Origin of the sequence: Ancylobacter mangrovi (assembly GCF_024752335.1) — a bacterium.
Lineage (GTDB): Bacteria > Pseudomonadota > Alphaproteobacteria > Rhizobiales > Xanthobacteraceae > Ancylobacter > Ancylobacter mangrovi.
Window position 1 is genome coordinate 623,273 of record NZ_JANTHY010000002.1, and the last position, 24,330, is coordinate 647,602.

Genomic DNA, 24,330 nt, shown 5'->3' on the forward strand with positions numbered 1-24,330 from the left:
TCCGTTCACTCCGCCGCGACCGCGATGCGGCGGCTCTGGCGGGCGAAGGCGTCATAGTCTTCCTGCCACTCGGACGGACCGTTCGAGCGCGAGATCTGCACCGCCGTCACCTTGAACTCGGGGCAGTTGGTCGCCCAGTCCGAGAAGTCGGTGGTGACGACGTTGGCCTGCGTGCCCGGATGGTGGAAGGTGGTGTAGACGACGCCCGGCGCCACGCGGTCGGTGATCTCCGCGCGCAGCGTGGTCGAGCCGGCGCGGCTGTCGATCCGCACCCAGTCGCCCTCGCGCACGCCGCGCTGCTCGGCGTCGTGCGGGTGGATCTCCAGCACGTCCTCCGGATGCCAGACGCTGTTCTCGGTGCGCCGGGTCTGCGCGCCGACATTGTACTGGCTGAGGATGCGGCCGGTGGTGAGCAGCAGCGGGAAGCGGGCGCCCGAGCGCTCGTCGGTCGGCACGTATTCGGTGACGACGAACTTGCCCTTGCCGCGCGCGAAGCCGTTGATGTGCATGATGGGCATGCCCTCGGGATTGGCGTCGTTGCAGGGCCACTGCACCGAGCCCATCTCGTCGAGCTTCTTGAACGACACGCCGGCGAATGTCGGGGTCAGCGCCGCGATCTCGTCCATGACCTGCGAGGGGTGGGTGTAGGTCCAGTCCAGCCCGATCGCCTGGGCGAGCATCTGGGTCACCTCCCAGTCGCCATAGCCGTTCTTCGGCGCCATCACCTTGCGCACGAGCTGGATGCGGCGCTCGGCATTGGTGAAGGTGCCGTCCTTCTCGAGGAAGGTGCAGCCCGGCAGGAAGACATGCGCGTAGTTGGCGGTCTCGTTCAGGAACAGGTCCTGCACGATGACGAGCTCCATCGCCGCCAGGCCCGCCGCCACGTGGTGCGTGTCGGGGTCGGACTGGAGGATGTCCTCACCCTGGATGTAGATCGCCTTGAAGGTGCCGTCGACCGCCGAGTCCAGCATGTTGGGGATGCGCAGGCCCGGCTCCGGATCGAGCGGCCGGCCCCACATCGCCTCGAAGGTGGCGCGGGTGGCGTCGTCGGAGATGTGACGGTAGCCCGGCAGCTCGTGCGGGAACGAGCCCATGTCGCACGAGCCCTGCACGTTGTTCTGGCCGCGCAGCGGGTTCACGCCGACGCCGCGACGGCCGATATTGCCGGTCGCCATGGCGAGGTTGGCGATGGCCATGACGGTGGTCGAGCCCTGCGAGTGCTCGGTGACGCCGAGGCCGTAATAGATCGCCGCATTGCCGCCGGTGGCGTAGAGCCGGGCGGCGCCGCGGATCAGCTCGGCCGGCACGCCGGACAGCTTCTCGACCTCCTCGGGCGAGTGGCGCTGGTCGGCGACGAACTCGGCCCAGTCCTGGAACTCGTCCCAGTCGCAGTACTGGCGAACATATTCCTCGTTCACCAGACCCTCGGTCACCACCACATGGGCGAGCGAGGTGACGACGGCGACGTTGGTGCCCGGCTGCAGCGGCAGGTGGAAGTCGGCCTTGATGTGGGCCGAGCGCACGAGGTCGATGCGGCGCGGATCGACGACGATCAGCTTCGCACCCTCGCGCAGGCGCTTCTTCATGCGCGAGCCGAACACCGGGTGGCCGTCGGTCGGGTTGGCGCCGATGATCAGGATGACGTCCGAATCCTCGACCGAATCGAAGTCCTGCGTGCCGGCCGAGGTGCCGAAGGCCTGGTTGAGGCCGTAGCCGGTCGGCGAGTGGCACACCCGCGCACAGGTATCGACATTGTTGGTGCCGAAGCCGGCGCGGATCAGCTTCTGGACCAGATAGGCCTCCTCGTTGGTGCAACGCGAGGAGGTGATGCCGCCGACCGACTTGCGGCCATAGGCGTCCTGGATCCGCTTCAGCTCGGAGGCGGTGTGGGCGATCGCCTCCTCCCAGGTAACCTCACGCCACGGGTCGGTGACCTTGGCGCGGATCATCGGGTTGAGGACGCGGTCCTGATGGGTGGCGTAGCCCCAGGCGAAGCGGCCCTTGACGCAGGAATGGCCGCGATTGGCCTTGCCGTCCTTCCACGGCACCATGCGCACGACTTCCTCGCCGCGCATCTCCGCCTTGAAGGTGCAGCCGACGCCGCAATAGGCGCAGGTGGTGACGACCGAATGCTCGGGCGTGCCGATCTCGATCAGCCGCTTCTCGGACAGGGTCGCGGTCGGGCAGGCCTGCACGCAGGCGCCGCAGGACACGCATTCCGAGGTCAGGAAGGCTTCCGACTGGCCGGCCGAGACGCGCGAATCGAAGCCGCGGCCGGAGATCGTCAGGGCGAAGGTGCCCTGCACTTCCTCACAGGCGCGCACGCAGCGATTGCAGACGATGCACTTGGACGGGTCATAGGTGAAGTAGGGGTTCGATTCGTCCTTCGGCAGAGTGAGTTCGGAGGCCGGGGCAAAGTGGTTCGCGCCCTCCATGCCGTAGCGCACCTCGCGCAGGCCGACCGCGCCGGCCATGTCCTGCAGCTCGCAGTCGCCATTGGCGGCGCAGGTGAGGCAGTCCAGCGGGTGGTCGGAGATGTAGAGCTCCATCACGCCCTTGCGAAGCTGGGCGAGGCGGGCGGTCTGGGTGTGCACCTTCATACCCGGCGCCACCGGCGTGGTGCAGGAGGCGGGCGTGCCGTTGCGGCCCTCGATCTCGACCAGGCACAGACGGCAGGAGCCGAAGGCGTCGAGCGAATCGGTGGCGCAGAGCTTGGGGATCTGGGTCCCCATCTCCATCGCGGCGCGCATGATGGAGGTACCTTCGCGCACCGACACTTCCATGCCGTCGATGGTGAGCGTCACCATCTTGTCGGTCCTGGGGGCGGGCGTACCGTAGTCGATCTCATGGACGAGGGACATGGTTTGCGTCCTCCTCATTCAGCGGCTTCGAGGCGTGGCGGGGCGCCGAATTCCTCGGGGAAGTGGTTCAGCGCGCTCAGCACCGGATATGGGGTGAAACCCCCAAGGGCGCAAAGCGATCCAAGTTTCATGGTCTGGCAGAGGTCGGTCAGGGTGGCGAGGTTCGCCTCGACCCGCTCGCCGGCCATGATGCGGTCCAGCAGCTCGACCCCGCGGGTGGAGCCGATGCGGCACGGCGTGCACTTGCCGCAGCTCTCGACCGAGCAGAACTCCATGGCGAAGCGCGCCATCTTCGGCATGTCCGCGTCCTCGTCGAAGACGACGATGCCGCCATGGCCGATCAGCGCGTCCTTGGCCGCGAAGGCCTCGTAGTCGAAGGGCAGGTCGAACTGCCAGGTCGGCACATAGGCGCCGAGCGGGCCGCCCACCTGGGCCGCCTTGACCGGCTTGCCGGTGGCGGTGCCCCCGCCGATGTCGTTCACCAGCTCGCCCAGCGAGATGCCGAAGGCGGTCTCGAACAGGCCGCCATGCTTGATGTTGCCGGCGATCTGGATCGGCATCGTGCCGCGCGAGCGGCCCATGCCGAAATTGGCGTAGAACTCGCCGCCATCGGCCAGGATGTGCGGCACGGCGGTCAGCGAGAGCACGTTGTTGATGACGGTCGGCTTCTGGAACAGGCCCTTATGCGCCGGCAGCGGCGGCTTGGCGCGCACCGTGCCGCGACCGCCCTCGAGGCTGTCGAGCAGCGCCGTCTCCTCGCCGCACACATAGGCGCCCGCGCCCATGCGCACTTCCATGTCGAAGCTGTACTTCGAGCCGGCGATGTTCACGCCCAGCATGCCGTGGGCCCGCGCGACCTGGATCGCCTTCTCCATCGCCGCGATGGCGTGGGGATATTCGGAGCGGGTGTAGACGTAGCCCTTGGTAGCGCCCACCGCGATGCCGGCGATGGTCATGCCCTCGATCAGCTCGAAGGGGTCGCCTTCCATGATCATGCGGTCGGCGAAGGTGCCGCTGTCGCCCTCGTCGGCGTTGCAGACGATGTATTTGCGGTCGTCCTGCGCGTCGGCCACCGTCTTCCACTTGATGGCGGTGGGGAAGCCCGCGCCGCCGCGCCCGCGAAGGCCCGACTTCTTGACCTCCTCGATGATCTCGACCGGGCCGAGCTGCAGCGCGCGCTCAAGGCCCTTGTAGCCGCCCATGGCGACGTAGTCGCTGTAGGAGGCCGGGTCGACGATGCCGCAGCGCGCGAAGGTGAGGCGGGTCTGCTTGGCGAGGAAGGGATGCTCCTCCGGCTTGCCGATGCGCAGCGCATGCGCGCCGCCGGTCAGGAAGCCGGCCTCGAACAGGCCCTCGACGTCGCCCTCTTCCACCGGGCCGTAGGCGATGCGCCCCTCGGGGGTCACCACCTCGACCATCGGCTCCAGCCACAGCATGCCGCGCGAGCCGTTGCGCACGATCTCGACAGGCTGGCGGCGGGTGAGCGCCGCGGCCTGGATCGCCTCGGCCACCTCGTCGGCGCCGCACGCGACCGCGCAGGCGTCCTTGGGAACGTAGATACGGATGCTCACGACTGCGCCTCCGTGATCAGCTTGTCGAGCCGGTTCTCGTTGAGCCGGGCGACGATGCGCCCGTCCAGCATCGCCGAGGGCGCGGTGGCGCACAGGCCGAGGCAGTAGATCGGCTCGACCGTCACGCGGCCGTCCGCCGTGGTCTCGCCCAGCTTGCAGCCGAGCCGCTGCTCGGCATGGGCGGCGAGCGCGTCGCCGCCGGCGGCCTGGCACGCCTCGGCGCGGCACAGCTTCAGCACGTGCTGGCCGGCGGGCTCGTGGCGGAAATCATGATAGAACGTCACCACGCCATGCACCTCGGCGCGCGAGACGTTCAGGTGTTCGGCGAGCATCGGCACAACCGCGTCCGGCACATGGCCGAAGGTCTCCTGCATCGCATGGAGCATCGGCATGAGGGGACCCTCGAGGTGCGCGAACTCCGCGATCACAGCGCGGGCGCGATCTTCGCTCCAGGGTTCGTAATGCGGCATTTCTCCCGGCCTTCTTTTAGAATTTTCCAAAGAAAAAGATCTAATGCCTTTTGGATAAAATCAATTCCGGTGTTTCGTGCCTCGATAGAATTTTTCTATCGTCAAGGTACCGCGGCCCGTGTCGGATCGCCGCGCCGCAATGTTCCCTAATTGTTCTTGACGCATGCCGGCAAGCCCTTAATCTGCGGGCATTCGGGCGATGGAGCGCGGGTGGGGACGAGGCGACGTTCGGGGGGCGGCCATGGTCCAGCGAGTGGCGACGGTGGCGTTCGAGGGGGTGGAGGCGCGCCCGGTCGACGTTCAGATTCAGGTGAGTTCGGGCCTGCCGGCCTTCAACCTGGTCGGTCTCGCCGACAAGGCGGTGACCGAGGCCAAGGAGCGGGTGCGCGCGGCGCTGATCGCCTCCGGCCTCGCCCTGCCGGCCAAGCGCATCACCGTCAACCTCGCCCCGGCCGACCTGCCGAAGGAAGGCAGCCATTACGACCTGCCGATCGCGCTCGGCCTGATGGCGGCGATCGGCGCCATCGCCGCGGACGCGCTCGAGGGCTACACGGTGGTGGGCGAGCTGGCGCTCGACGGGCGGATCGCTCCGGTCGCCGGCGTGCTGCCGGCCGCGATCGGTGCCAATGCGCGCGGCCACGGGCTGATCTGCCCGGCCGAATGCGGCTGCGAGGCGGCCTGGGCGAGCCCTGAGATGGCGGTGCTGGCGCCGGCCTCGCTGATCCAGCTCGTCAATCACTTCGCCGGCCGGCAGACGCTTGGGCGGCCCGAGCCGCGGCTCGAAGCCGGCAATTCCGCGCTGCCCGACCTCGCCGAGGTGAAGGGGCAGGAGACGGCCAAGCGCGCGCTCGAGATCGCCGCCGCCGGCCGGCACAACCTGCTGCTGTGCGGCCCGCCGGGGGCGGGAAAGTCGATGCTGGCCCAGCGCCTGCCCTCGATCCTGCCTCCGCTCGCGCCCGCCGAGCTGCTCGAAGTGTCGATGATCGCCTCCGTCGCCGGGGCGCTGCAGGGCGGGGCGTTGACCAATCGCCGGCCGTTCCGCGCCCCGCACCATTCGGCCAGCATGGCGGCGATGGTGGGCGGGGGCATGCGGGCGCGCCCGGGCGAGGTGTCGCTCGCCCATGGCGGGGTGCTGTTCCTCGACGAGTTGCCGGAATTCGCGCCCGCCGTGCTCGATTCGCTGCGCCAGCCGCTGGAGACCGGCGAGGCGGTCATCGCCCGCGCCAATCACCGCATCGCCTATCCTGCCCGGTTCCAGCTCATCGCGGCGATGAACCCGTGCCGGTGCGGGCGCGCGGGCGAGCCGGGCCATACCTGCCGGCGCGGCCCGCGCTGCGCGAGCGACTATCAGGAGCGGCTGTCAGGCCCGTTCCTCGACCGCATCGACCTTCATCTGGAGGTGCCGGCGGTCTCGGCCATCGACCTGGTGCGCCCGGGCCCGGCCGAGCCGAGCGCGGCGGTGGCCGCGCGGGTGATGGCGGCGCGCGAGACCCAGCGTGCGCGCTTCGTCACGCTCGACCGGCCGGACCTGTTCACCAATGCCGAGGCGAGCGGCCCGATGCTGGAGACCATCGCCTCGCCCGACGCGGCGGGCGGCGCGCTCCTCGCCGACGCGGCGCGGCTGATGCGGCTGTCGGCGCGCGGCTATCACCGCGTGCTGCGGGTGGCGCGCACGCTGGCCGACCTCGCCGGCGCCGAATCGGTCGGCCGCGCCCAGATCGCCGAAGCCCTCGCCTACCGCTCCGCCGCCGACCGCGCGGCGGCGGCGGCGTGAGGGGGTGGGGTGGGGGTGCTGCGTGCGATGGGCATGTACCGGGTGGGGAGATGGGTGCGTGGCGGGGGAATCGCCGGGCAGTCTGGAAGCGGAAGAGAGGCGCAGAGCGGCCTAAAGAGAGCGACCTAGTTGTGGGAGCGTCCGACGACAGTGGAGCGGCGGTGATAGTCGCCGCGGCAGCGGCCGTTGGTCCGCCTTAGTCGCCGGTGTTTGAAGATCAGGATGGGGCCGCCGGGAAGGTGGCAAGCGCTGAATTGCTCCGCACCGACAGCGGCTTGGTCCGCCCGAGGCGCAGGCGCGTGTGGGCGAACGGATGTTGGCCGGTGCGGGAATCGGCCGGCGTCGGCGGGTTCGGAGATCGGCAAGGGTCTTGTCAAACGAGGACGCGGTTGTCGGGCATCCTGGCTCGAAGGCGGGTCAGGCTTCCGGTGGGAGGTTTCTCGCTGAAATCCTGCGGGCGCAATGTTCTGGACTTGCCGCGCCGGCGCACATGTCGACGCCAACCGGCCTGCCAGTGTCGGACCATGGCGTCCGCCACCCGGCATCGAGCCTCCCGCACACCGGCTGCCCCCGGGGCGCATCCGAGCCTGCTCCGCACACTCGGGTTTCGGGTCACCCCAATTTGCCCGAATGCCTCCGTCCCGGCAAAGTCCAGCCCCGCCTTTGCCAGACGTCAAGCCACCGACTACCCTTGCGTCAGTTCCGGTCTCCGCCGCGGCGCCTCGATCTGCGGAGCGGGCTCGCACGGCGGGGTCCGGTCTGTCACATACGCGTCCGACAAATGTGATTCCTGTCGTAGAACGCTATAGTGTGACGAGGGTCAGGGGCCGGGTCATGACGCAGATGCTCGCCGACGGACATGCCGGGAACGCACCTTCCGCCGTCGCCAGCGCGTTGCGCCAGATATTCGGCGGGCGCGGCCTGTTCCCGGTCGCCCCGGCCGTCGCCGTCCCGGCTCAAGCGATCCCTGCTCAGGCCGGAGCAGCCCAGGCCATCCCCTCCACCGCTCAGCCCGCGCCCGCCGCCGGCCGGGCGGCGCCGCTTCGGCTGGTGCCGGCGGCGTTCGCGCCCTCGCGGCTGATGCCGGCGCTGCGCTCCTATTCGGGCCTGCGCCACCGCGAGAGCCGGCGCGACCCCGGCCCGGTCACGCTCGGGCGCATCGGCGCGCTCGAGGTCCGGCTCGCCACCACGGCGGCCGACGTGCGCCGCGCCCAGCGCCTGCGCTACGAGGTGTTCTACGAGGAGATGTCGGCCATCCCCGCCGCCGCCGCCCGGCTTGCCCGGCGCGATTTCGACCATTTCGACGCCATCTGCGATCACCTTCTCGTGCTCGACCACGAGGATTGCCGGATGGTGCGCGGCAAGCGCGTGCCGCGCGTGGTGGGTACCTACCGCCTGTTGCGCCAGGAGATCGCCGACCGCCATGGCGGGTTCTATACCGCCGGCGAGTTCGACATCGGCCCGCTGATCGCCCGCCACCCGCATCGCCGCTTCCTCGAGCTCGGCCGTTCCTGCGTGCTGCGCCCCTACCGCACCAAGCGCACGGTGGAGCTGCTGTGGCACGGCATCTGGGCCTATGTGCGCCGGCACGGCATCGACGTCATGTTCGGCTGTGCCAGCCTCGAGGGCACGGACATCGCCGCGCTCGCCCGCCCGCTGTCCTTCCTGCACCACTTCGCGCCGGCGGATGCGGAATGGTCGGCCGCCGCGCTGGCGCACAACATGGTGGCGATGGACCTCGTCGCCTCCGAGGCGCTCGACGCCAAGGCGGCGCTCGTCGAGCTGCCGCCGCTGATCAAGGGCTATCTGCGGCTCGGCGCCCAGATCGGCCGCGGGGCGGTGGTCGACCGCCAGTTCGGCACCACCGACGTGCTGATCGTGCTGCCGGTCGAGCGCATCAACCCGCGCTATCTCGACCATTTCGGCGTCAACGCCGAGCGCCACGCGGCCTGAACACCCGCCGCCCGGCTTCCGGGAAGGCAGCCCGGCGAGGCATCTCGCGAGCTTCGCCGCGCGCATGAGCGAAGCCGAATCTGTCGTAAGGTAAGACCCCGCGCCAAGCCGGCCGGCGGAGCGGACATGCGTGGCCGCAAAGCCGTGCAACGATCCCGCTTCGCCAGCGCGTTGCCGGAGCCTGGGCGGCGGACGGCAGCGGCCGGACGGTATCTTGCGCGGGTCGCCGGCACTGCCCATATGCTGAGGCAACGGAATGCCCCCCGGGGGTTCCACAACGCAAAGTCGCTTCAGACGAGGACTTTGGGAGCATGTCGCGTATCCCCACGCTGTCGAGCCCCTTTCTGCTCGGCTTTGACGAGGTCGAGCGGGCGCTCGATCGCGTCATGAAGGGCTCGGACGGCTACCCGCCCTACAATGTGGAGCGGGTGTCGGTGCCGGGCCAGCCGGACAGGCTCCGCATCACGCTGGCCGTCGCCGGGTTCACCCGCGACCAGCTCGACGTGACGCTGGAGGAGAAGGAGCTCGTCATCCGCGGGCGGCAGATCGACGAGACCGATCGTGTCTATCTTCACCGCGGCATCGCCGCGCGCCAGTTCCAGCGCACCTTCGTGCTGGCCGACGGCATGCGGGTGATCGGCGCCGATCTGAAGAACGGTCTTCTCTCGGTCGATCTGGTCCGGCCGGAACCGGAACGCGTCGTCCGGCGTATCTCCATTGCGACCGACGAATGAAGCCCGAAGCCGGTCTCGACAGCTAGACAGGAGTCGCGGACCATGACCAACGAATTCGAGATCAATTCGCCCGACGCAGGCTCGGCCGTCGCCGGTGCCCTTTCGCCGGAGGCCTTCGCCAATCTTGGCGGCGGGCACATCGCCTATGTGCGAGCCATCGATTCCCAGATGGCGGCCGAGCTGTTCCCGCAGGCGCGGCTCGCGCCGGGGCTGAAGCTCTTCACCCTGCACGCCGCCGACGGCACGCCGATGATGCTGACCGACAGCCGCGAGGCCGCCGTCGCCAGCGCGATGCAGAACGAGCTGGTGACGCTCAGCGTGCACTGACGCCGCCTCGGGACTACACGGCGCCGGCCGAACGGACCGGTCGGTGTCCGGGAACAGGTAACATGCCGCCATCTCCCGCCGCCCTTGCGCGGCGCCGCGATGGCGGCATTTTATTTCGTAGACGAAACGAGGCTGACTGACGCCTCGTGGGCGTCAGCCATTCCCCGCCTCACCCCTTCCGCCCTAGCCCTTTCGCTTGGCCTCGATCACGTCCCAGATCCGCGCCGCGATGTTCGGCCCGCCGAGCCGGGCGATGGCGCGGATGCCGGTCGGCGCGGTGACGTTGATCTCGGTGAGGTTGCCGTCGATCACGTCGATGCCGGTGAACAGCAGGCCGCGGGCGCGCAGCGCCGGGCCGAGCCGCTCGCAGATCTCGCGCTCGCGCGGGGTCAGGTCGGTCTCCTTGGCCGCCCCGCCGCGCACCATGTTGGAGCGCAGGTCGCCCTCGCTCGGCACCCGGTTCACCGCGCCGGCGAACTCGCCGTCGACCAGGATGATGCGCTTGTCGCCGTGCTTCACCTCGGGGATGAAGCGCTGCACCACCCAGGCCTCGCGAAAGGTGGTGGCGAACAGGTCGTAGAGCGAGCCGAAATTGAGGTCGTCGCGCGTCAGCCGGAACACCGAGGCGCCGCCATGGCCGTAGAGCGGCTTGACCACGATGTCGCCGAACTCCTCGCGGAACGCCTTGATCTCGTCGAGGTCGCGCGTGATCAGCGTCGGCGGCATCAGCTCGGGAAACTCGGTGACGAAGATCTTCTCCGGCGCGTTGCGCACATGGGCCGGGTCGTTCACCACCAGCGTCTTCGGGTGCACACGCTCCAGCAGGTGCGTGGCGGTGATGTAGTTCATGTCGAAGGGCGGGTCCTGGCGCATCAGGATGACGTCGTAGCTGTCGAGGCGCGCCCGCTTCGCCTCGCCGAGGGTGAAATGGTCGCCCGCCACGTCGCGCACCTCGAGCGCTTGGGTGGTGGCGAACACCTCGCCATCGCGCATGGCGAGGCGGTCGGTGGTGTAATAGGAGAGCGCGTGCCCGCGCGCCTGCGCCTCGAGCAGCAGCGCGAAGGCGGAATCGCCCGCAATGTTGATGCGGTCGATCGGGTCCATCTGGACGGCGACATTGAGCGTCATGGGAGGTCTTCTCGGAGGAGGGGGCCGCGTGGCGGCATTCCCTTCCTGTTTAGCCGCTCGCGCGCCGACATGCCATGACGGGCACGGCCGGCAGGGACCGGATCGGCCGCGCTAGCCGACCTCGAAGGCGCCAGGCAGGTGCACCGGCGCGCGGCCGGGCGCGACCAGCACCACGTCGAGCCGCATGTCGAGCCCCGCATAGGCGGGATTGCGGGCGAGGAAGATCTCCGCCGCCTCGCCGATCCGCCGGCGCTGGCGCGGCAGGATCGATTCCGCCGCCGCCGTGAGATTGGCGCGCGCCTTCACCTCCACGAAGACCAGCAGGTCCTCGCGGCGGGCGATCAGGTCGATCTCGCCGCGCGGCGTGCGCACCCGGGTCGCGAGCACGGCGAAGCCCTTCGATTCCAGCAGCCGCGCCGCCGCCGCCTCGGCGTCGACCCCGCGCGTGAAGGCGGCGCGGCGGGCCTCAGTCATCCCCCTCGCCCTGCTGCAGCGCCAGCGCGCGGGCATAGACGGCGCGCCGCGGCACGCCCATCGCCGCCGCCACCGCCGCCGCCGCATCCTTGACCGACAGGCTGGCGAGCGCCCGGCGCAGCGCCGCGTCGACATCCTCCTCGTCCGCCGCCGCCGCGACCGGCGCCCCGATCACCAGCACGATCTCGCCCTTCGGCGGCCCGGCTTCGGCGTAATGGGCGGCAAGGGCGTCGAGCGGGCCGCGCCGCACCTCCTCGAACGCCTTGGTCAGCTCGCGGCACACCGCCGCCGGGCGGGCGCCGAGGCCGGCGGCGAGGTCGGCGAGGCAGTCGGGCAGGCGCGGACCGGTCTCGTAGAGCACCAGCGTCGCGGGGATCGCCTTCAGCTCGGCGATGCGGTTGCGTCGCGCGCCGCTCTTGGCCGGGAGGAACCCCTCGAAGAAGAAGCGGTCGGTCGGCAGCCCGGCCGCCACCAGCGCGGCGAGGCTCGCCGAGGCGCCGGGCAGCGGCACCACGCGATGCCCGGCCTCGATCGCCGCGCCGACCAGCTTGTAGCCGGGATCGGAGACCAGCGGCGTGCCGGCATCCGACACCAACGCCAGCGCCGCCCCCTCCGCCAGCCGCGCCAGCAGCCGCGGGCGCGCCTGCTCGGCATTGTGGTCGTGATAGACGGCGAGCGGCGTTTCGATGCCGTAACGATCCAGCAGGCGCCGGGTGACGCGGGTGTCCTCGCACACGACGAGGTCGGCGCCGGCCAGCGTCTCCAGCGCCCGCAAAGTGACATCGCCGAGATTGCCGATCGGCGTCGCGACAACGTAGAGGCCGGGCTGCGGCCGCGCGACGGCGACCTCATAGGCGCGGGACGGGGCGCCGGGGTCGGCGCCGGGCCGGGAGCCGAGGCGGAAGAGGCGGGGGCGGGCGGGCGATTCGCTGGCGTTCATGCGGCCGCACTCTAGAACCGCCGGCCGGCGCCGTCATGCCCGCCGGCGCGCGCCCCGCAGCCCCGCGCGATCGATCGTGATGGGCGGAACGGGGGGAAATGTGGGCTTTTTGCCCGAAGCCGGCAGGGGGCGAGGTGACAGGGCGCGACCGCGCGGCCTAAAAAGGACGATGCGCGCGCCGCAGGGGCGGGCGCACCGGGAGCTCCAAGCGCGCACGCAATGAGCGACGACGACCATCCGGCTTCGGGGCCCGCCGGCCCGTTCCCCGCCCGTGCGTCCCGCCGCACCTTTCTGGTCATGGCCGGCGCCACCACGCTCGGCACGGCGCTATCGGCCTGCGGCTCGATGCCCGAGTCCCCGCCGCCCCAGGCCGGGCTGCCGACCGAGCCCGCGCCGCAGATGCCGCAGCAGCCGGCCAATTCGATCGGCACCGGCTCGGTGCGGATCGGCCTCCTGCTGCCGCTCGGGGCCAGCGGCAATGCCGCGCTCGCCGCCCAGTCGCTCCGCAACTCGGCCGAGATGGCGATGTCGGAATTCACCGGCGCCAACATCCAGCTTCTGGTGAAGGACGACGGCGGCACCGGCCCCGGCGCCCAGGCCGCCGCCCAGCAGGCGATCGACGAGGGCGCGCGGGCCATCATCGGCCCGGTCTTCGCCCATACGGTCGCCGCCGCCGGCCAGGTGGCGCGCCAGCGCGGCGTGCCGCTGGTGGGCTTCTCCACCGACACCAACGTCGCCACGCAGGGCGTCTACCTGCTCAGCTTCCTGCCCCAGACCGACGTCGAGCGGGCGATACGCTACGCGGCCTCGCGCGGGCGGCGCGGCTTCGTCGGCATCGTGCCGGACAACGCCTATGGCTCGGTGGTCGAGGCCGCCTTCCGCGAGACCGTGCCGGCCGCCGGCGGGCGCGTACTCGGCATCGAGCGCTACGCCACCGGCGACGGCGGCAAATATGCCGAGGCCGCCCAGCGCGCCGCCGCCTCCGCCCGCGAGGCGGACGCGATCTTCCTGCCCGACGCCGCCGACGCGGTGCCGCAGATCATCCAGGCGCTGGCGTCGGCCGGGGTCAACATGTCCGGCAAGCAGCTCATCGGCACCGGCCTGTGGGACGACCGGCGGCTGTTCGCCGCGCCTTCCGTGGCCGGCGGCATCTTCGCCGCGCCCGATCCGGCCGGCTTCCGCGCCTTCTCCGAGCGCTACCGCGCCCGCTACGGGCAGGAGCCGGTGCGCACCGCTACCCTCGCCCATGACGGCGTGTCGCTGATGGCGGCGCTGGTCAACGCCAAGGGCGAGATGGGCATCACCGACGCGGCGATCCAGAATCCGTCGGGCTTCATCGGCGTCGACGGCATCTTCCGCTTTCGCGCCGACGGCACCAACCAGCGCGGCCTCGCCATCATGCAGGTCGGCAACGGCACCTCACAGATCATCGACCCCGCCCCGCGCAGCTTCGCCGGCGCGATCTGACACGGCTCAGGCGGCGAGATCCGCCACGATCGCGTCGAGCACCGGGAAGCCGCGGGCGGTGGCGCGCAGGCGGTCGCCGGGCAGCGCCTCGATCATCCCCTCCTCGCGCAGCGCCGCCACCCGGCCGGGATCGAAGTCGCGGCCGGAGAGGCGGGCATAGCGGGTGCGGTCGATGCCCTCGACGAGGCGAAGGCCCATCAGCAGATATTCGTCGGACTGCTCGACCCGGCTCAGCCCCTCGTCGAGCACGATGCCGTGGCCGAGGCGCTCGACCCGGGTCAGCCACTCCTCCGGCCCGCGCTCGGTGCTGGTGGCGCGCCGGCCGTCGTCGGTGTCGATGCGGCCATGCGCGCCGGGGCCGATGCCGGCATATTCGCCGTAGCGCCAGTAGAGCAGGTTGTGCCGGCTTTCCGCGCCGGGGCGGGCGTGGTTGGAGATCTCGTAGGCCGGCAGGCCGGCCGCCGCCGTCACCTCCTGCGTCACGTCCCACAGCGCGCGCGCCCGTTCGCCGTCCGGCGTCACGAGGCGGCCGGCGCGATGCAGCGCGGCGAAGGGCGTGCCCTCCTCGATGGTGAGCTGGTAGAGCGAGAGATGCTCGCAGCCCTCGGCGATCGCGCGGGCGAGCTCCGCGCCCCATTCGGCCGGCGACTGCTCGGGGCGGGCATAGATGAGGTCGAACGACACGCGCTCGAAGGCGGCGCGCGCCACCGCCACCGCGGCCAGCGCCTCCTCGGCGCTGTGCATGCGCCCGAGCGCCCGGAGCGCGGCATCGTCCAGCGCCTGCACGCCGAGCGAGACCCGGTTGACGCCGGCGGCGCGGTAGCCGCGGAAGCGCGCGGCCTCGACGCTCGTGGGGTTGGCCTCCAGCGTCACCTCGGCGTCGCGGTCGAGCGGCCAGGCCGCCTCGATTGCCTCGAGGATCGCGGCGACCGTCGCCGGCTCCATCAGCGAGGGCGTGCCGCCGCCGAAGAACACGCTCTGGGTACGCCGCTGGCCGGTGAGCGCGCGCATATGGGCGATCTCGGCGCGGAAGGCGGCGACGAAGCGGGCCTGGTCGGGCGGAGAATGGCGGACGTGGGAGTTGAAGTCGCAGTAGGGGCACTTGGCCTTGCAGAACGGCCAGTGCACATAGACCCCGAAGCCGGGATCGGCCGGAACGGCGCGCCGCAGCGGCTGCCGCGCGGGCTGCCGGAGCAGGTCCTCAGTCAAATTTCGCCCCGAGGCAGGCCTGCGCCAGCGCCATGAAGGCGCGCGCCCGGTGCGACAGGCCGCGCCCGAGCGGCGGCAGGCCGTGCTTCTCGGCTCCCGTCATCTCGCCGAAGGTCTTCTCGTAGCCGTCCGGCTGGAACATCGGGTCGTAGCCGAAGCCGGAAGGCCCGCGCGGCGGCCAGACCAGCGTGCCCTCGACCACGCCCTCGAACTCCTCCACATGCCCGTCCGGCCAGGAGAGGCACAGCGCGGAGATGAAATAGGCCCGGCGCAGGTCCGGCAGGTCGGCATTGGCCTCGCGAAGGCCCTCCTCGACCTTGGCCATGGCGGCCATGAAATCCTTCTCCGGCCCGGCCCAGCGTGCCGTATAGAGCCCCGGCGCCCCGCCCAGCGCCTCGACGCACAGACCCGAATCGTCGGCGAAGGCGGGAAGGCCGGTCGCCCTGGACGCCGCGTCGGCCTTGAGCCGGGCGTTCTCGGCGAAGGTGCCGCCGGTCTCCTCGGGCTCGGGAAGGCCGAGGTCGCCGGCCGAGACCGCATCCACGCCATAGGGCGCGAGCAGGCCGCGCATCTCCTCGAGCTTGCCGGGATTGTGGGTGGCGATGACGAGCCGGCCTTCGAGGCGGCGAGGCGCTTCGCTCATGGTCAGGCCACCGCCATCTTTTGCAGGTCGACCAGCTTGTCCACGCCCTTGCGGGCGAGCGCGACCATGGCGTCGAACTCGGCCCCGGTGAAGGGCGTCTTCTCCGCCGTGCCCTGGATCTCGACGAAGCCGCCGGTGCCGGTCATGACGAAGTTGCAGTCGGTCTCGGCCTCCGAATCCTCGGCATAGTCGAGGTCGAGGCGCGGCTCGCCGTCGATGATGCCGCACGAGACCGCGGCGATGTGGTCGCGCAGCGGGATCGCCGGGATCATGCTGCGCGCCTTCATCCAGGACAGGCAGTCGTGCAGCGCGATCCAGGCGCCGGTGATGGAGGCGGTGCGGGTGCCGCCATCGGCCTGGATCACGTCGCAGTCGACGGTGATCTGGCGCTCGCCGAGCCGCTCGAGGTCCACCACCGCGCGCAGCGAGCGCCCGATCAGGCGCTGGATCTCCATGGTGCGGCCGGTCGGCTTGCCGGCGGTGACCTCGCGGCGCGTGCGCTCATGGGTGGCGCGCGGCAGCATGCCGTATTCGGCCGTCACCCAGCCGCGCCCCTGCCCCTTGAGCCAGGGCGGCAGGCGCTCTTCCAGCGTGGCGGCGACCAGGACGTGGGTCTCACCGAACTTGACCAGGCAGCTTCCCTCGGCGTGGCGCAGCACCCCGCGTTCGAAGCTGACGGCTCGCATCTCGTCGGTGGCGCGGCGGGAGGGGCGCATGCGGGGCACTCTCTTCAGGTTTCGGCCGGCCCTTGTACGGGGCGCGCCATCCGCGCTCAAGTCCGCAGATCGCTTGAACCGGCATGATGAATACCGAAATATAGCGGTGTCACGTCAGGATTCAGCAGCGCGATGCCACTCGATCCGCTTCTCACCGCCACCACCCCGCAACTCGCGCGGCTCGACGAGCGCTCGCGCGAGATCTTCCGCCAGATCGTCGAGACCTATCTCGCGACCGGCGAGCCGGCGGGGTCGCGCAACATTTCACGCCTCATCCCGATGACGCTCTCGCCGGCCTCGGTGCGCAACGTCATGGCGGATCTCGAGGCGGCCGGGCTGATCTTCGCCCCGCACACCAGCGCCGGGCGGCTGCCGACCGAGCGCGGGCTGCGCTTCTTCGTCGACGCGCTGCTGGAGATCGGCGACGTCTCGGAGGAGGAACGCAACGCGATCGAGGCGCAGGTGCGCGCCGCAGCGCTGGCGCAATCGGTCGAGGGCGTGCTGGCGGAAGCCTCCAACATGCTGTCCGGCCTGTCGCGCGGGGCGGGCATCGTGACCGCGAGCCGGGTCGACGGGCGGCTCAAGCACATCGAGTTCGTGCCGCTCGACACCACGCGGGCGCTGCTGATCCTCGTCTCCGAGGACGGCGAGGTGGAGAACCGGCTGGTGCCGCTGCCGACCGGGCTTCCCGCCTCGGCGCTGGTCGAGGCCACCAACTTCCTCAACGCCCGCACCCATGGGCGCACGCTGGCGGAGCTGCGCGCCGAGGTGGAGCGTGCGCTCGCCGAGCGCCGGGCCGAGCTCGACGCGCTCACCGCCCATGTGGTCGAGACCGGGCTCGCGAGCTGGTCCGGCGGCGACAAGGCCGAGCGCCGGCTGATCGTGCGCGGCCAGACCCGGCTGCTGCACGACCTCAAGGCGATCGAGGACCTGGAGCGGGTGCGCCTGCTGTTCGATGATCTCGAGGGCAAGCAGGAGGTGGTCGACCTGCTCGGCCGCGCCGAGGAGGCGCAGGCGCTGCGCATCTTTATCGGCTCGGAGAACAAGCTGTTCTCGCTGTCGGGCTCCTCCACCATCGTCGCCCCCTATCGCGACGGCCAGGGCCGGGTGGTGGGCGTGCTCGGCGTGATCGGGCCGACGCGGCTGAACTATGCCCGCATCGTGCCGATGGTCGACTTCACCGCCCGGGTGGTAAGCCGCGTCTTGGCCGGCCCCGGGGCCGACGCGGCTTGATTTTTCATGCCCGCACCCCGATATGGCGCAGGTCTGCACGAAATGGCCGCCTGACAGGGTCGGCGGACGCGAAATTTCTCCCGACGAGGTACTTATGAGCGATAATTCCCGCAATCCGGCGGACCAGACCGACGCAACGCCCGGCACTCCCGACGAGGAGATCGGCGCGGCGGCGGCCCCGGCGGATGACGCCGCCCCGTGGGCGGCCGAGAAGGAACGCCTCGAGGCCGAGGTCGCGAGCCTGAAGGACAAGTTCCTGCGCGCCTTCGCCGAGGCGGACAATGTGCGCCGGCGCGCCGAGCGCGAGGTGGCGGACGCCAAGGTCTACGGCATCACCAGCTTCGCCCGCGACGTGCTGACCGTGGCCGACGATTTCGAGCGCGCCATGGGCGCCATCGACGCCGAGGCCCGCGCCGCCGCCGAGGGCACGCTGAAGACGCTGATCGACGGCATCGAGCTGACCTCCCGCGCGCTGAACCAGACGCTCACCAAGCATGGCGTGGCGCGCATCGAGGCGGAGGGGTCGAAGTTCGACCCGAACCTCCATCAGGCGATGTTCGAGGTGCCGAACGAGGACGTGCCCTCCGGCACGGTCGTGCAGGTGATCCAGCCCGGCTACACGATCGGCGGGCGGGTGCTGCGCCCGGCGCTGGTCGGCGTATCCAAGGGCGGCCCCAAGGCGGCCCCGGCCGAAGCGCCCGCCGCCGAGAGCTGAACGGGCCGCCGGCCCTCCCCGGCGATCCTCACATCGATCCGCGAACCCTTTCCCGAACCGCCGGGCGACGAGACAATCGTCGCACGGCATTTTTTTTTCGTGCGCGCTCTGCCGCCCGCGCTCAGCGCAGCTCGATGCCGTCGCGCAGGCCGCGCATCTCGTTGAAGCTGGTGTCGAAGCCCTCGGCCGGCGCGACGCCGACCATGCGCACATAGCCGGAGCGGCCGAAGCGCACCCATTGCGCCACCTTGACCGGCGTGCCGGTGCGCATCTCCACCGCGTTGGCGATCAGCTCGTAGCCCGGCTGCCCGCCGATGCGCAGCGTGCCGCCGCGCTCGATCTTCAGCTCCTTCACCCCCGGCACGCTGGAGATGGCGCGCTTGGCGAGGCTTTCGCGGTCGTCCTCGCGCACCTCGCCCGGGGCGATCGAGACGATGAAGAAGGGCTGGCGCGAGAGGTCGCCGCTGGCGGCGTCGCCCTTGGTCAGCAGCGCGGCATTGGTGCCGAACACGCGCACCACCCGGTAGCCTTCCATGTCCTTGATGGTGAAGGGCAGGCGCGAGAGCAGCTCCTCCTGGGTCGGCGGCGGGCGGAAGGTGACGCTCATCAGCGCCGCCTCGACCGCGTCGTCGGAATAGCGGGCGGCCGAATCCTCGGGGAACTGCACCGTGACCATGGCGCCCTGCTTGCCGTCGCCAACCAGCATGATCCACTTCTTCAGCGCGGCCGCGCCCATGGTCTGGTAGCCGCTCATCAGCACGCCCTTGGCCCCGCTCTTCAGGGTCACGTCGCGCCTGTTCTCCACCGTCACGCCCTTGGTCTCGAGCGCCTCGGGGGTGAAGCTCTTGGAGACGTCCTCCAGCGCGGTGCCGGGCACCTCCATGATGAGGATCGCGGCGTGGGCCACCCGGTCCTCGAAGCCGGGAACGCCGGGAATTTCCGACATGCCGGACGGCGGCACCAGGCCGACCGTGCCGTCATTGGGGAACACCGCCTCCTGCGCGGCGGCGGGAAGCGCCGCGGCGACGAGCAGGAACCAGGCGGCGAGGACGTGGCAGAGGCGGGCACGGGCGAGGCGGCTCATTCCGTTTCCTTCGAGTAAGATCGGCGGTCCGCCCCCGAACCTGTCCGGTACGTGTCGGGCGGTCCAGCCCAATTGGGACGTCAAGACGGCGGAATTCCGCCATTTCCTGCAGGATTTACACGACGTAACGTGAGATTGATGCGCCCGGGCTGCTTTAGCAGGGTCGAGCTGTCCGGCACGATGCGGTCGATGCCGTGAAAGGCGAGGCGGCTCGGGCCGGCCAGAACGAGCGCGTCGCCCGAGGCGAGGCGGATCGAGCGGGTCGGATCGCGCCGGCTGGTGCCGCCGATGCGGAACAGCGCGGTGTCGCCCAGCGAGAGCGAGAGCACCGGCGCGCCGAATTCGCGCTCGTCGCGGTCCTGGTGCAGCCCCATGCGGGCGCCGGGCGCGTACCAGTTGATGAGGCAGGCCTCGGGCGCAAGGGCGGCGCCGGAGAGCTTCTCCCAGGCTTCCAGCAGCGCCGCCGGCATGGGCGGCCAGCGCTCGCCGGTCTCGGGATGGGTCGGCTGGTAGCGATAGCCGGTCTCGTCCGACACCCAGCCGAGCGGCCCGCAATTCGACATCCGCACCGAGAACGGCTTGCCGGTGCGCGGCATGCGCGGGGTGAAGAGCGGCGCGCGGGCGAGAACCTGCCGCAGCTCGGCGGCGAGCGCCTCCTGCGCCGGGCGGTCGAGCCAGCCGGACCACCACAGGCAGCCGGGGGCGATTTCGACCGGCGCTGCCGGCGCGGGAGCGGTTTTCGTGGCCGTGGCCATCGCCTGCCCCTCAGAGCTTGCGCAGCGAGACCGCCTCGACCTCATGGTCCCCGCCCTTGCGCAGGATGAGGTCGGCGCGCTGGCGGGTCGGCAGGATGTTCTCGCGCAGGTTGAGCAGGTTGATCGAGCGCCAGATCGAGCGGGCGGTGGTGTCGGCCTCGCTGTCGGAGAGCCCGGAATAGCGGTGGAAATAGGCGGCCGGGTCGCGGAAGGCGGTCTCGCGCAGGCGCATGAAGCGCTCGACATACCAGCGCTCGAGGATCGCCTCGTCGGCGTCGATGTAGATCTTGAAGTCGAAGAAGTCGGAGACGAAGGGGATGCCCTTGCCGTCCTTGGGCGGGCGGCTGGTCTGCAGCACGTTCAGCCCCTCGACGATGAGGATGTCGGGCTGGTCGACCTCGACCGTCTCGTGCGGCAGGACGTCGTAGTTGAAATGGCTGTAGATCGGCGCCCGCACCGGCCGGCGGCCGGCCTTGATGTCGGACAGGAAGTGCAGCAGCGCCGGCAGGTCGTAGCTCTCGGGAAAGCCCTTGCGCCCCATCAGCCCCTCGCGCTCCAGCACCGCGTTGGGCAGCAGGAAGCCGTCGGTGGTGACCAGCGCGACCTTGGGCGTGTTCGGCCAGCGCCCGAGCAGCGCCTGCAGCACGCGCGAGGTGGTGGACTTGCCGACCGCCACCGAGCCGGCGACGCCGATGACATAGGGCATCTTGCCGGTATCCTCGGGGCCGAGGAATTTCTGCATCGCCCGGAACAGCTTCTGCGTCGCGCCGACATAGATCGACAGCAGGCGCGAAAGCGGCAGGTAGATCTCCTCGATCTCCGACAGCGAGAGACGGTCGTTGAGGCCCTGCAGACGGGTGATCTCGTCCGGCGTCAGCGGCTGGGGCGTGTCGGCGCGCAGTCCCGCCCATTCCACGCGCGAGAAATTGCGGTAGGGCGACAGCCCGGCCTTGTCGAGCTTCAGATCCATGGGCGGGATTCCGAGGACGTTTCCAGAACCATCGCCCGGTCATTGCCGGCGCCGGGCGCTGGTCGACCACATAACCCAGAGCGGGGCAAAGCGATACAGCAAGCTGCGATGGCGGCCGCGACGCCCGCGCATGGCACGGCGCGGGCCGACGCAGCGGCAGGACGGAAGGCTGCGAAAGGGCGGAAGGTCGCGAAACGAAAGGCGACGAAGCGGAAGACGACGAGGCAATGGGCGCGAGGGCAGCCGGCGGCCGCGCGTTCACGCCTTCGGCCGGGAGGCCTTCTCCTCAAGGCCGGACTGGTGCGTCCGGCGTCCCAGTTCCGCATAGACGTCGTCCAGGCTGACGCCGCGCGCCTGCAGCAGCACGGCGAGATGGTAGAGAAGATCGGCGCTCTCCGAAATGACGGCTTTGGTATCGGTGCCGACCGCCGCCAGCGCCGTCTCCACCGCCTCCTCGCCGAGCTTCTGGGCGCATTTGGCGACCCCCCTGGCGATCAGGCTGCGCGTGTAGGAGCTCTCCCCGCCCGTGGCCGCGCGGGCGGCGACGATGGCGGCGAGGTCCTCGAGGCTCACCCGGCCGGGCGCTTCGCTCATGTCCCGCTCTCCTGCCCGAAATCGTCGCCCCCGCCGGCCCGCACGGCGAGCCCGGCGGCGGCGAGGCGGTCCTTCGCCTCGCCGATGGTGAAGGTGCCGAAATGGAAGATCGAGGCGGCGAGCACCGCCGAGGCGCCGCCCTTGCTGATGCCCTCGACCAGGTGATCGAGCGTGCCGACACCGCCCGAGGCGATCACCGGCACCGGCACCGCGTCGGCGATGGCGCGGGTCAGCGCGAGATCGAAGCCCTCGCCGGTGCCGTCGCGGTCCATCGAGGTCAGCAGGATCTCGCCGGCGCCGAGCGCGACCACCTCGCGCGCATACTCCACCGCGTCGATGCCGGTGCGGTTGCGCCCGCCATGGGTGAAGATCTCCCAGCGGTCCGGCTCGCCCGCGCCCGAGACCTTCTTGGCGTCGATGGCGACGACGATGCACTGCTCGCCGAATTTCTCCGCCGCCTCGCGCACGAAATCGCGCCGGTTTACCGCGGCGGTGTTGATCGACACCTTGTCGGCGCCCGCGTTCAAGAGCGCACGGATGTCCTCCACCGTGCGCACGCCCCCGCCCACGGTGAGCGGCATGAAGCACTGCTCGGCGGTGCGGCTCACCACGTCGATCAGCGTGCCACGCGCCTCGTGGCTGGCGGTGATGTCGAGGAAGCACAATTCGTCGGCGCCGGCGGCATCATAGGCCTTGGCTGCCTCCACCGGATCGCCGGCGTCGCGCAGGTCGACGAACTTCACGCCCTTGACGACGCGCCCGTCCTTGACGTCGAGGCAGGGGATGACGCGGACCTTCAGCATGGACGTTCCGCCGGGTTCATGCCGCGAGCCCCGCCACCAGCGCCAGCGCGGCGTGCGGGTCGAGCCGCCCGTCATAGAGCGCGCGGCCGGTGATCGCGCCTTCGAGCTTGGCGGCGCGCGGGTCGAGCAGCGCGCGCACGTCGTCAAGCGAGGCGAGGCCGCCCGAGGCGACGACGGGAATCGAGATCGCCTCGGCGAGGGCGATGGTGGCCTCGAGGTTCAGGCCCTTGAGCAGGCCGTCGCGGGAGATGTCGGTGTAGATGATCGCGGCGACGCCGGCATCCTCGAAGCGGCGGGCGAGCTCCAGCGCGGTCAGGTCCGAGGTCTCGGCCCAGCCTTCCACCGCCACGCGGCCCTCGCGCGCGTCGAGCCCGACGGCGACGCGGCCGGGATGGCAGCGCGCCGCCTCGCGCACGAAGGCGGGATCGCGCACCGCGGCGGTGCCGAGGATCACCCGGGTGATGCCCTTCTCCAGCCACGCCTCGACGCCGGCGAGGTCGCGGATGCCGCCGCCGAGCTGGACCGGCATGGTCACCGCCTCGAGAATCCGCTCCACCGCATGGGCGTTGACCGGCTTGCCGGCGAAGGCGCCGTCGAGATCGACAATGTGCAGGTAGCGGAAACCGTCATGCTCGAACTGCGCCGCCTGCTGGGCGGGGTCGTGGTTGAAGACGGTCGCCTGCGCCATGTCGCCCTGCTTCAGGCGCACGCACTTGCCGTCCTTGAGATCGATGGCGGGGAAGAGAATCACGGCGTCCACGCAAGGAAGTTGGCGAGGAGGGCGAGGCCGAGGCGCTGGCTCTTCTCGGGATGGAACTGCGTGCCGGCGACGTTGTCGCGCGCGACCATGGCGGTCACCGCCTGCCCGTAATCGGTGGTGGCGACCACGTCCTCGGGCCGCGCCGGCGCGAGGTGATAGGAATGCACGAAATAGGCGTCGAGCCCGTCCGCGCCGGTCGGGATGCCCGCGAGGAGCGGGTGCGGGCGCCGCATGTCGAGCCCGTTCCAGCCCATATGGGGGATCTTCAGCGCCGGGTCGTCCGGGGCGATCTTCACCACCTCGCCGGCGATCCAGTCGAGCCCCGGCGTCACACCGTGCTCCAGCCCGCGCGTCGCCAAGAGCTGGAGGCCGACGCAGATGCCGAGGAACGGCCGGCCGCGCCCCATCACCACCTCGGTCAGCGCCTCCACCATGCCGGGCACGTCGTCGAGCCCACGCCGGCAGTCGGCATAGGCGCCGACGCCGGGCAGCACCACGCGGTCGGCGGCGCGCACCACCTCCGGGTCGGCGGTGACGATGATCGCCCGGCCGCTGCCGCTCTCGCGCGCGGCGCGCTCCAGCGCCTTGCCGGCGGAATGCAGATTGCCCGACCCGTAGTCGATCAGGGCGACGGGAGCGGGCGGCATCATCGTCCCGCCTCCGGGAACAGGCCGAGCACGTCGGCCCCGGCGGGGCGCGCCGGCAGCGGGGCCGCCGCGGGGGTGCGGGCGGCTGCGAGGGTCTCGCGCGGGGCCGGCACGGCGTTGAGGCGGGCCTCGAAATAGCGCTGCTCGGCCTCCTCCAGCCGGCGCGCGGCGACCGCCCCGGTCTCCTCGTAGCCCCACAGCAGCAGCTTGCCGCGCCGCAGGTCCGGCAGCATGAGCGCCACCGCGAGATGGGTCAGCGCCAGCAGCACCAGCGCGTCGGAATCGACGTCGAGCAGATAGACCGTGCCCAGCAGCGCGCCCTGTATCGCGAGATAGGCCAGCAGGCCGAGCCACAGCCGGTGCGCCAGCAGCACCAGCGGCGCGAAGAAGAGCGCGCTCCACGAGAAGCCCTCGCGCACGAAGGCGACCTTCTGCGCCCAGCGCTCGGTCGTCGCCTCCGCCTCGTCCAGCTCGAATACGGTCCAGATCGCCATGGCTTCGC

General features: G+C 70.8%; 24 protein-coding genes. 7 read left to right on the top strand and 17 right to left on the bottom strand.

Going from position 1 to position 24,330, the window contains the following annotated elements; genetic code table 11:
* Positions 1–5: 5 nt before the first annotated feature.
* The 3 genes from fdhF to NVS83_RS08735 are packed head-to-tail and all read right to left on the bottom strand — an operon-like array spanning position 6 to position 4,902.
* On the bottom strand, positions 6–2,861 hold the full coding sequence (gene fdhF, locus NVS83_RS08725; RefSeq protein WP_258738963.1) for a formate dehydrogenase subunit alpha: 2,856 nt from the start codon (positions 2,859–2,861) through the stop codon (positions 6–8).
* Between the two features lie 14 nt (positions 2,862–2,875).
* Entirely contained in the window at positions 2,876–4,432 is a 1,557-nt protein-coding gene (locus NVS83_RS08730) for a formate dehydrogenase beta subunit (RefSeq protein WP_258738964.1), read from the bottom strand.
* A complete protein-coding gene (locus tag NVS83_RS08735) occupies positions 4,429–4,902 on the bottom strand; it encodes a formate dehydrogenase subunit gamma (protein ID WP_258732138.1) in 474 nt (157 codons plus the stop codon). Before NVS83_RS08735 ends, NVS83_RS08730 begins: the two co-directional genes overlap by 4 nt.
* A gap of 241 nt (positions 4,903–5,143) precedes the next feature.
* On the opposite strand from NVS83_RS08735, the gene NVS83_RS08740 reads away from it, so the two are divergent.
* The 4 genes from NVS83_RS08740 to NVS83_RS08755 all read left to right on the top strand — a co-directional run bounded on the left by NVS83_RS08740 (position 5,144) and on the right by NVS83_RS08755 (position 9,690).
* Positions 5,144–6,676, top strand: a complete 1,533-nt coding sequence (locus tag NVS83_RS08740; RefSeq protein WP_258738965.1) for a YifB family Mg chelatase-like AAA ATPase — start codon at positions 5,144–5,146, stop codon at positions 6,674–6,676.
* A gap of 1,080 nt (positions 6,677–7,756) precedes the next feature.
* Positions 7,757–8,629 carry a l-ornithine N(alpha)-acyltransferase gene (gene olsB, locus NVS83_RS08745; RefSeq protein ID WP_258732375.1) on the top strand — a complete coding sequence of 291 codons (873 nt, stop codon included), beginning with the start codon at positions 7,757–7,759 and terminating at the stop codon, positions 8,627–8,629.
* A 311-nt stretch (positions 8,630–8,940) separates the two neighbouring features.
* Positions 8,941–9,363: an Hsp20 family protein gene (locus NVS83_RS08750; RefSeq protein ID WP_258738966.1), complete on the top strand. Its 423-nt coding sequence runs from the start codon at positions 8,941–8,943 to the stop codon at positions 9,361–9,363.
* A gap of 42 nt (positions 9,364–9,405) precedes the next feature.
* Positions 9,406–9,690: a BQ00720 family protein gene (locus tag NVS83_RS08755; RefSeq protein WP_258732141.1), complete on the top strand. Its 285-nt coding sequence runs from the start codon at positions 9,406–9,408 to the stop codon at positions 9,688–9,690.
* Between the two features lie 183 nt (positions 9,691–9,873).
* Here the strand turns inward: NVS83_RS08755 and gshB are convergent, their stop codons facing one another.
* The 3 genes from gshB to rsmI all read right to left on the bottom strand — a co-directional run bounded on the left by gshB (position 9,874) and on the right by rsmI (position 12,232).
* Positions 9,874–10,818, bottom strand: a complete 945-nt coding sequence (gshB, locus tag NVS83_RS08760) for a glutathione synthase (RefSeq protein ID WP_258738967.1) — start codon at positions 10,816–10,818, stop codon at positions 9,874–9,876.
* Positions 10,819–10,929: 111 nt separating this feature from the next.
* Positions 10,930–11,292 carry a YraN family protein gene (locus tag NVS83_RS08765; protein ID WP_258738968.1) on the bottom strand — a complete coding sequence of 121 codons (363 nt, stop codon included), beginning with the start codon at positions 11,290–11,292 and terminating at the stop codon, positions 10,930–10,932.
* The gene (gene rsmI, locus NVS83_RS08770; protein WP_258738969.1) at positions 11,285–12,232 is read right to left on the bottom strand and encodes a 16S rRNA (cytidine(1402)-2'-O)-methyltransferase; all 948 of its coding nucleotides are present in this window, start codon (positions 12,230–12,232) and stop codon (positions 11,285–11,287) included. Before rsmI ends, NVS83_RS08765 begins: the two co-directional genes overlap by 8 nt.
* A 219-nt stretch (positions 12,233–12,451) precedes the next feature.
* Here rsmI and NVS83_RS08775 point away from each other — a divergent pair, with 219 nt between their 5' ends.
* Positions 12,452–13,699: a penicillin-binding protein activator gene (locus NVS83_RS08775; protein WP_258738970.1), complete on the top strand. Its 1,248-nt coding sequence runs from the start codon at positions 12,452–12,454 to the stop codon at positions 13,697–13,699.
* 6 nt (positions 13,700–13,705) lie between these two features.
* Here the strand turns inward: NVS83_RS08775 and hemW are convergent, their stop codons facing one another.
* Genes hemW through rph form a run of 3 tightly spaced genes read right to left on the bottom strand, consistent with a single transcriptional unit; the run spans position 13,706 to position 16,267 of the window.
* Positions 13,706–14,908: a radical SAM family heme chaperone HemW gene (hemW, locus tag NVS83_RS08780; protein ID WP_258738971.1), complete on the bottom strand. Its 1,203-nt coding sequence runs from the start codon at positions 14,906–14,908 to the stop codon at positions 13,706–13,708.
* Positions 14,901–15,551: an RdgB/HAM1 family non-canonical purine NTP pyrophosphatase gene (gene rdgB / locus NVS83_RS08785; protein WP_258738972.1), complete on the bottom strand. Its 651-nt coding sequence runs from the start codon at positions 15,549–15,551 to the stop codon at positions 14,901–14,903. The genes hemW and rdgB overlap by 8 nt, the downstream gene beginning before the upstream one ends.
* Positions 15,552–15,553: 2 nt before the next feature.
* Positions 15,554–16,267: a ribonuclease PH gene (rph, locus tag NVS83_RS08790; RefSeq protein WP_258732148.1), complete on the bottom strand. Its 714-nt coding sequence runs from the start codon at positions 16,265–16,267 to the stop codon at positions 15,554–15,556.
* Positions 16,268–16,399: 132 nt separating this feature from the next.
* On the opposite strand from rph, the gene hrcA reads away from it, so the two are divergent.
* Together hrcA and grpE are read left to right on the top strand one after the other, a co-directional pair.
* Entirely contained in the window at positions 16,400–17,500 is a 1,101-nt protein-coding gene (gene hrcA, locus NVS83_RS08795) for a heat-inducible transcriptional repressor HrcA (protein ID WP_258738973.1), read from the top strand.
* 94 nt (positions 17,501–17,594) lie between these two features.
* Positions 17,595–18,215, top strand: a complete 621-nt coding sequence (grpE, locus tag NVS83_RS08800) for a nucleotide exchange factor GrpE (protein ID WP_258738974.1) — start codon at positions 17,595–17,597, stop codon at positions 18,213–18,215.
* 121 nt (positions 18,216–18,336) lie between these two features.
* On the opposite strand, the gene NVS83_RS08805 is transcribed toward grpE, so the two are convergent.
* From NVS83_RS08805 to NVS83_RS08840, 8 genes are all read right to left on the bottom strand, one after another.
* Positions 18,337–19,299 (bottom strand): hypothetical protein, encoded by a 963-nt coding sequence (locus NVS83_RS08805; RefSeq protein ID WP_258738975.1) that lies wholly within the window; start codon positions 19,297–19,299, stop codon positions 18,337–18,339.
* Positions 19,300–19,379: 80 nt separating this feature from the next.
* Positions 19,380–20,054: an alpha-ketoglutarate-dependent dioxygenase AlkB family protein gene (locus NVS83_RS08810; protein WP_258738976.1), complete on the bottom strand. Its 675-nt coding sequence runs from the start codon at positions 20,052–20,054 to the stop codon at positions 19,380–19,382.
* 10 nt (positions 20,055–20,064) lie between these two features.
* Positions 20,065–21,024 carry a type I pantothenate kinase gene (coaA, locus tag NVS83_RS08815; protein WP_258738977.1) on the bottom strand — a complete coding sequence of 320 codons (960 nt, stop codon included), beginning with the start codon at positions 21,022–21,024 and terminating at the stop codon, positions 20,065–20,067.
* A gap of 258 nt (positions 21,025–21,282) precedes the next feature.
* The gene (locus NVS83_RS08820) at positions 21,283–21,618 is read right to left on the bottom strand and encodes a phosphoribosyl-ATP diphosphatase (protein WP_258732154.1); all 336 of its coding nucleotides are present in this window, start codon (positions 21,616–21,618) and stop codon (positions 21,283–21,285) included.
* Positions 21,615–22,421, bottom strand: coding sequence for an imidazole glycerol phosphate synthase subunit HisF (hisF, locus tag NVS83_RS08825; protein ID WP_258738978.1), 807 nt, complete (start codon positions 22,419–22,421; stop codon positions 21,615–21,617). Before hisF ends, NVS83_RS08820 begins: the two co-directional genes overlap by 4 nt.
* A gap of 16 nt (positions 22,422–22,437) precedes the next feature.
* Positions 22,438–23,172 carry a 1-(5-phosphoribosyl)-5-[(5-phosphoribosylamino)methylideneamino]imidazole-4-carboxamide isomerase gene (gene hisA, locus NVS83_RS08830; RefSeq protein WP_258738979.1) on the bottom strand — a complete coding sequence of 245 codons (735 nt, stop codon included), beginning with the start codon at positions 23,170–23,172 and terminating at the stop codon, positions 22,438–22,440.
* Positions 23,169–23,828: an imidazole glycerol phosphate synthase subunit HisH gene (gene hisH / locus NVS83_RS08835; protein ID WP_374115037.1), complete on the bottom strand. Its 660-nt coding sequence runs from the start codon at positions 23,826–23,828 to the stop codon at positions 23,169–23,171. The genes hisA and hisH overlap by 4 nt, the downstream gene beginning before the upstream one ends.
* Positions 23,828–24,322, bottom strand: a complete 495-nt coding sequence (locus tag NVS83_RS08840) for a DUF2628 domain-containing protein (protein WP_258738981.1) — start codon at positions 24,320–24,322, stop codon at positions 23,828–23,830. The genes hisH and NVS83_RS08840 overlap by 1 nt, the downstream gene beginning before the upstream one ends.
* Between the last annotated feature and the right edge of the window lie 8 nt (positions 24,323–24,330).

Excerpts from the sequence above, each read along its gene's own strand:
- fdhF (WP_258738963.1), bottom strand. The coding sequence starts at position 2,861 with ATGTCCCTCGTCCATGAGATCGACTACGGTACGCCCGCCCCCAGGACC.
- NVS83_RS08735 (WP_258732138.1), bottom strand. The coding sequence starts at position 4,902 with ATGCCGCATTACGAACCCTGGAGCGAAGATCGCGCCCGCGCTGTGATC.
- NVS83_RS08740 (WP_258738965.1), top strand. The coding sequence starts at position 5,144 with ATGGTCCAGCGAGTGGCGACGGTGGCGTTCGAGGGGGTGGAGGCGCGC.
- olsB (WP_258732375.1), top strand. The coding sequence starts at position 7,757 with ATGCCGGCGCTGCGCTCCTATTCGGGCCTGCGCCACCGCGAGAGCCGG.
- NVS83_RS08750 (WP_258738966.1), top strand. The coding sequence starts at position 8,941 with ATGTCGCGTATCCCCACGCTGTCGAGCCCCTTTCTGCTCGGCTTTGAC.
- NVS83_RS08755 (WP_258732141.1), top strand. The coding sequence starts at position 9,406 with ATGACCAACGAATTCGAGATCAATTCGCCCGACGCAGGCTCGGCCGTC.
- gshB (WP_258738967.1), bottom strand. The coding sequence starts at position 10,818 with ATGACGCTCAATGTCGCCGTCCAGATGGACCCGATCGACCGCATCAAC.
- NVS83_RS08765 (WP_258738968.1), bottom strand. The coding sequence starts at position 11,292 with ATGACTGAGGCCCGCCGCGCCGCCTTCACGCGCGGGGTCGACGCCGAG.
- rsmI (WP_258738969.1), bottom strand. The coding sequence starts at position 12,232 with ATGAACGCCAGCGAATCGCCCGCCCGCCCCCGCCTCTTCCGCCTCGGC.
- NVS83_RS08775 (WP_258738970.1), top strand. The coding sequence starts at position 12,452 with ATGAGCGACGACGACCATCCGGCTTCGGGGCCCGCCGGCCCGTTCCCC.
- rdgB (WP_258738972.1), bottom strand. The coding sequence starts at position 15,551 with ATGAGCGAAGCGCCTCGCCGCCTCGAAGGCCGGCTCGTCATCGCCACC.
- rph (WP_258732148.1), bottom strand. The coding sequence starts at position 16,267 with ATGCGCCCCTCCCGCCGCGCCACCGACGAGATGCGAGCCGTCAGCTTC.
- hrcA (WP_258738973.1), top strand. The coding sequence starts at position 16,400 with ATGCCACTCGATCCGCTTCTCACCGCCACCACCCCGCAACTCGCGCGG.
- grpE (WP_258738974.1), top strand. The coding sequence starts at position 17,595 with ATGAGCGATAATTCCCGCAATCCGGCGGACCAGACCGACGCAACGCCC.
- NVS83_RS08805 (WP_258738975.1), bottom strand. The coding sequence starts at position 19,299 with ATGAGCCGCCTCGCCCGTGCCCGCCTCTGCCACGTCCTCGCCGCCTGG.
- NVS83_RS08810 (WP_258738976.1), bottom strand. The coding sequence starts at position 20,054 with ATGGCCACGGCCACGAAAACCGCTCCCGCGCCGGCAGCGCCGGTCGAA.
- coaA (WP_258738977.1), bottom strand. The coding sequence starts at position 21,024 with ATGGATCTGAAGCTCGACAAGGCCGGGCTGTCGCCCTACCGCAATTTC.
- NVS83_RS08820 (WP_258732154.1), bottom strand. The coding sequence starts at position 21,618 with ATGAGCGAAGCGCCCGGCCGGGTGAGCCTCGAGGACCTCGCCGCCATC.
- hisF (WP_258738978.1), bottom strand. The coding sequence starts at position 22,421 with ATGCTGAAGGTCCGCGTCATCCCCTGCCTCGACGTCAAGGACGGGCGC.
- hisH (WP_374115037.1), bottom strand. The coding sequence starts at position 23,828 with ATGCCGCCCGCTCCCGTCGCCCTGATCGACTACGGGTCGGGCAATCTG.
- NVS83_RS08840 (WP_258738981.1), bottom strand. The coding sequence starts at position 24,322 with ATGGCGATCTGGACCGTATTCGAGCTGGACGAGGCGGAGGCGACGACC.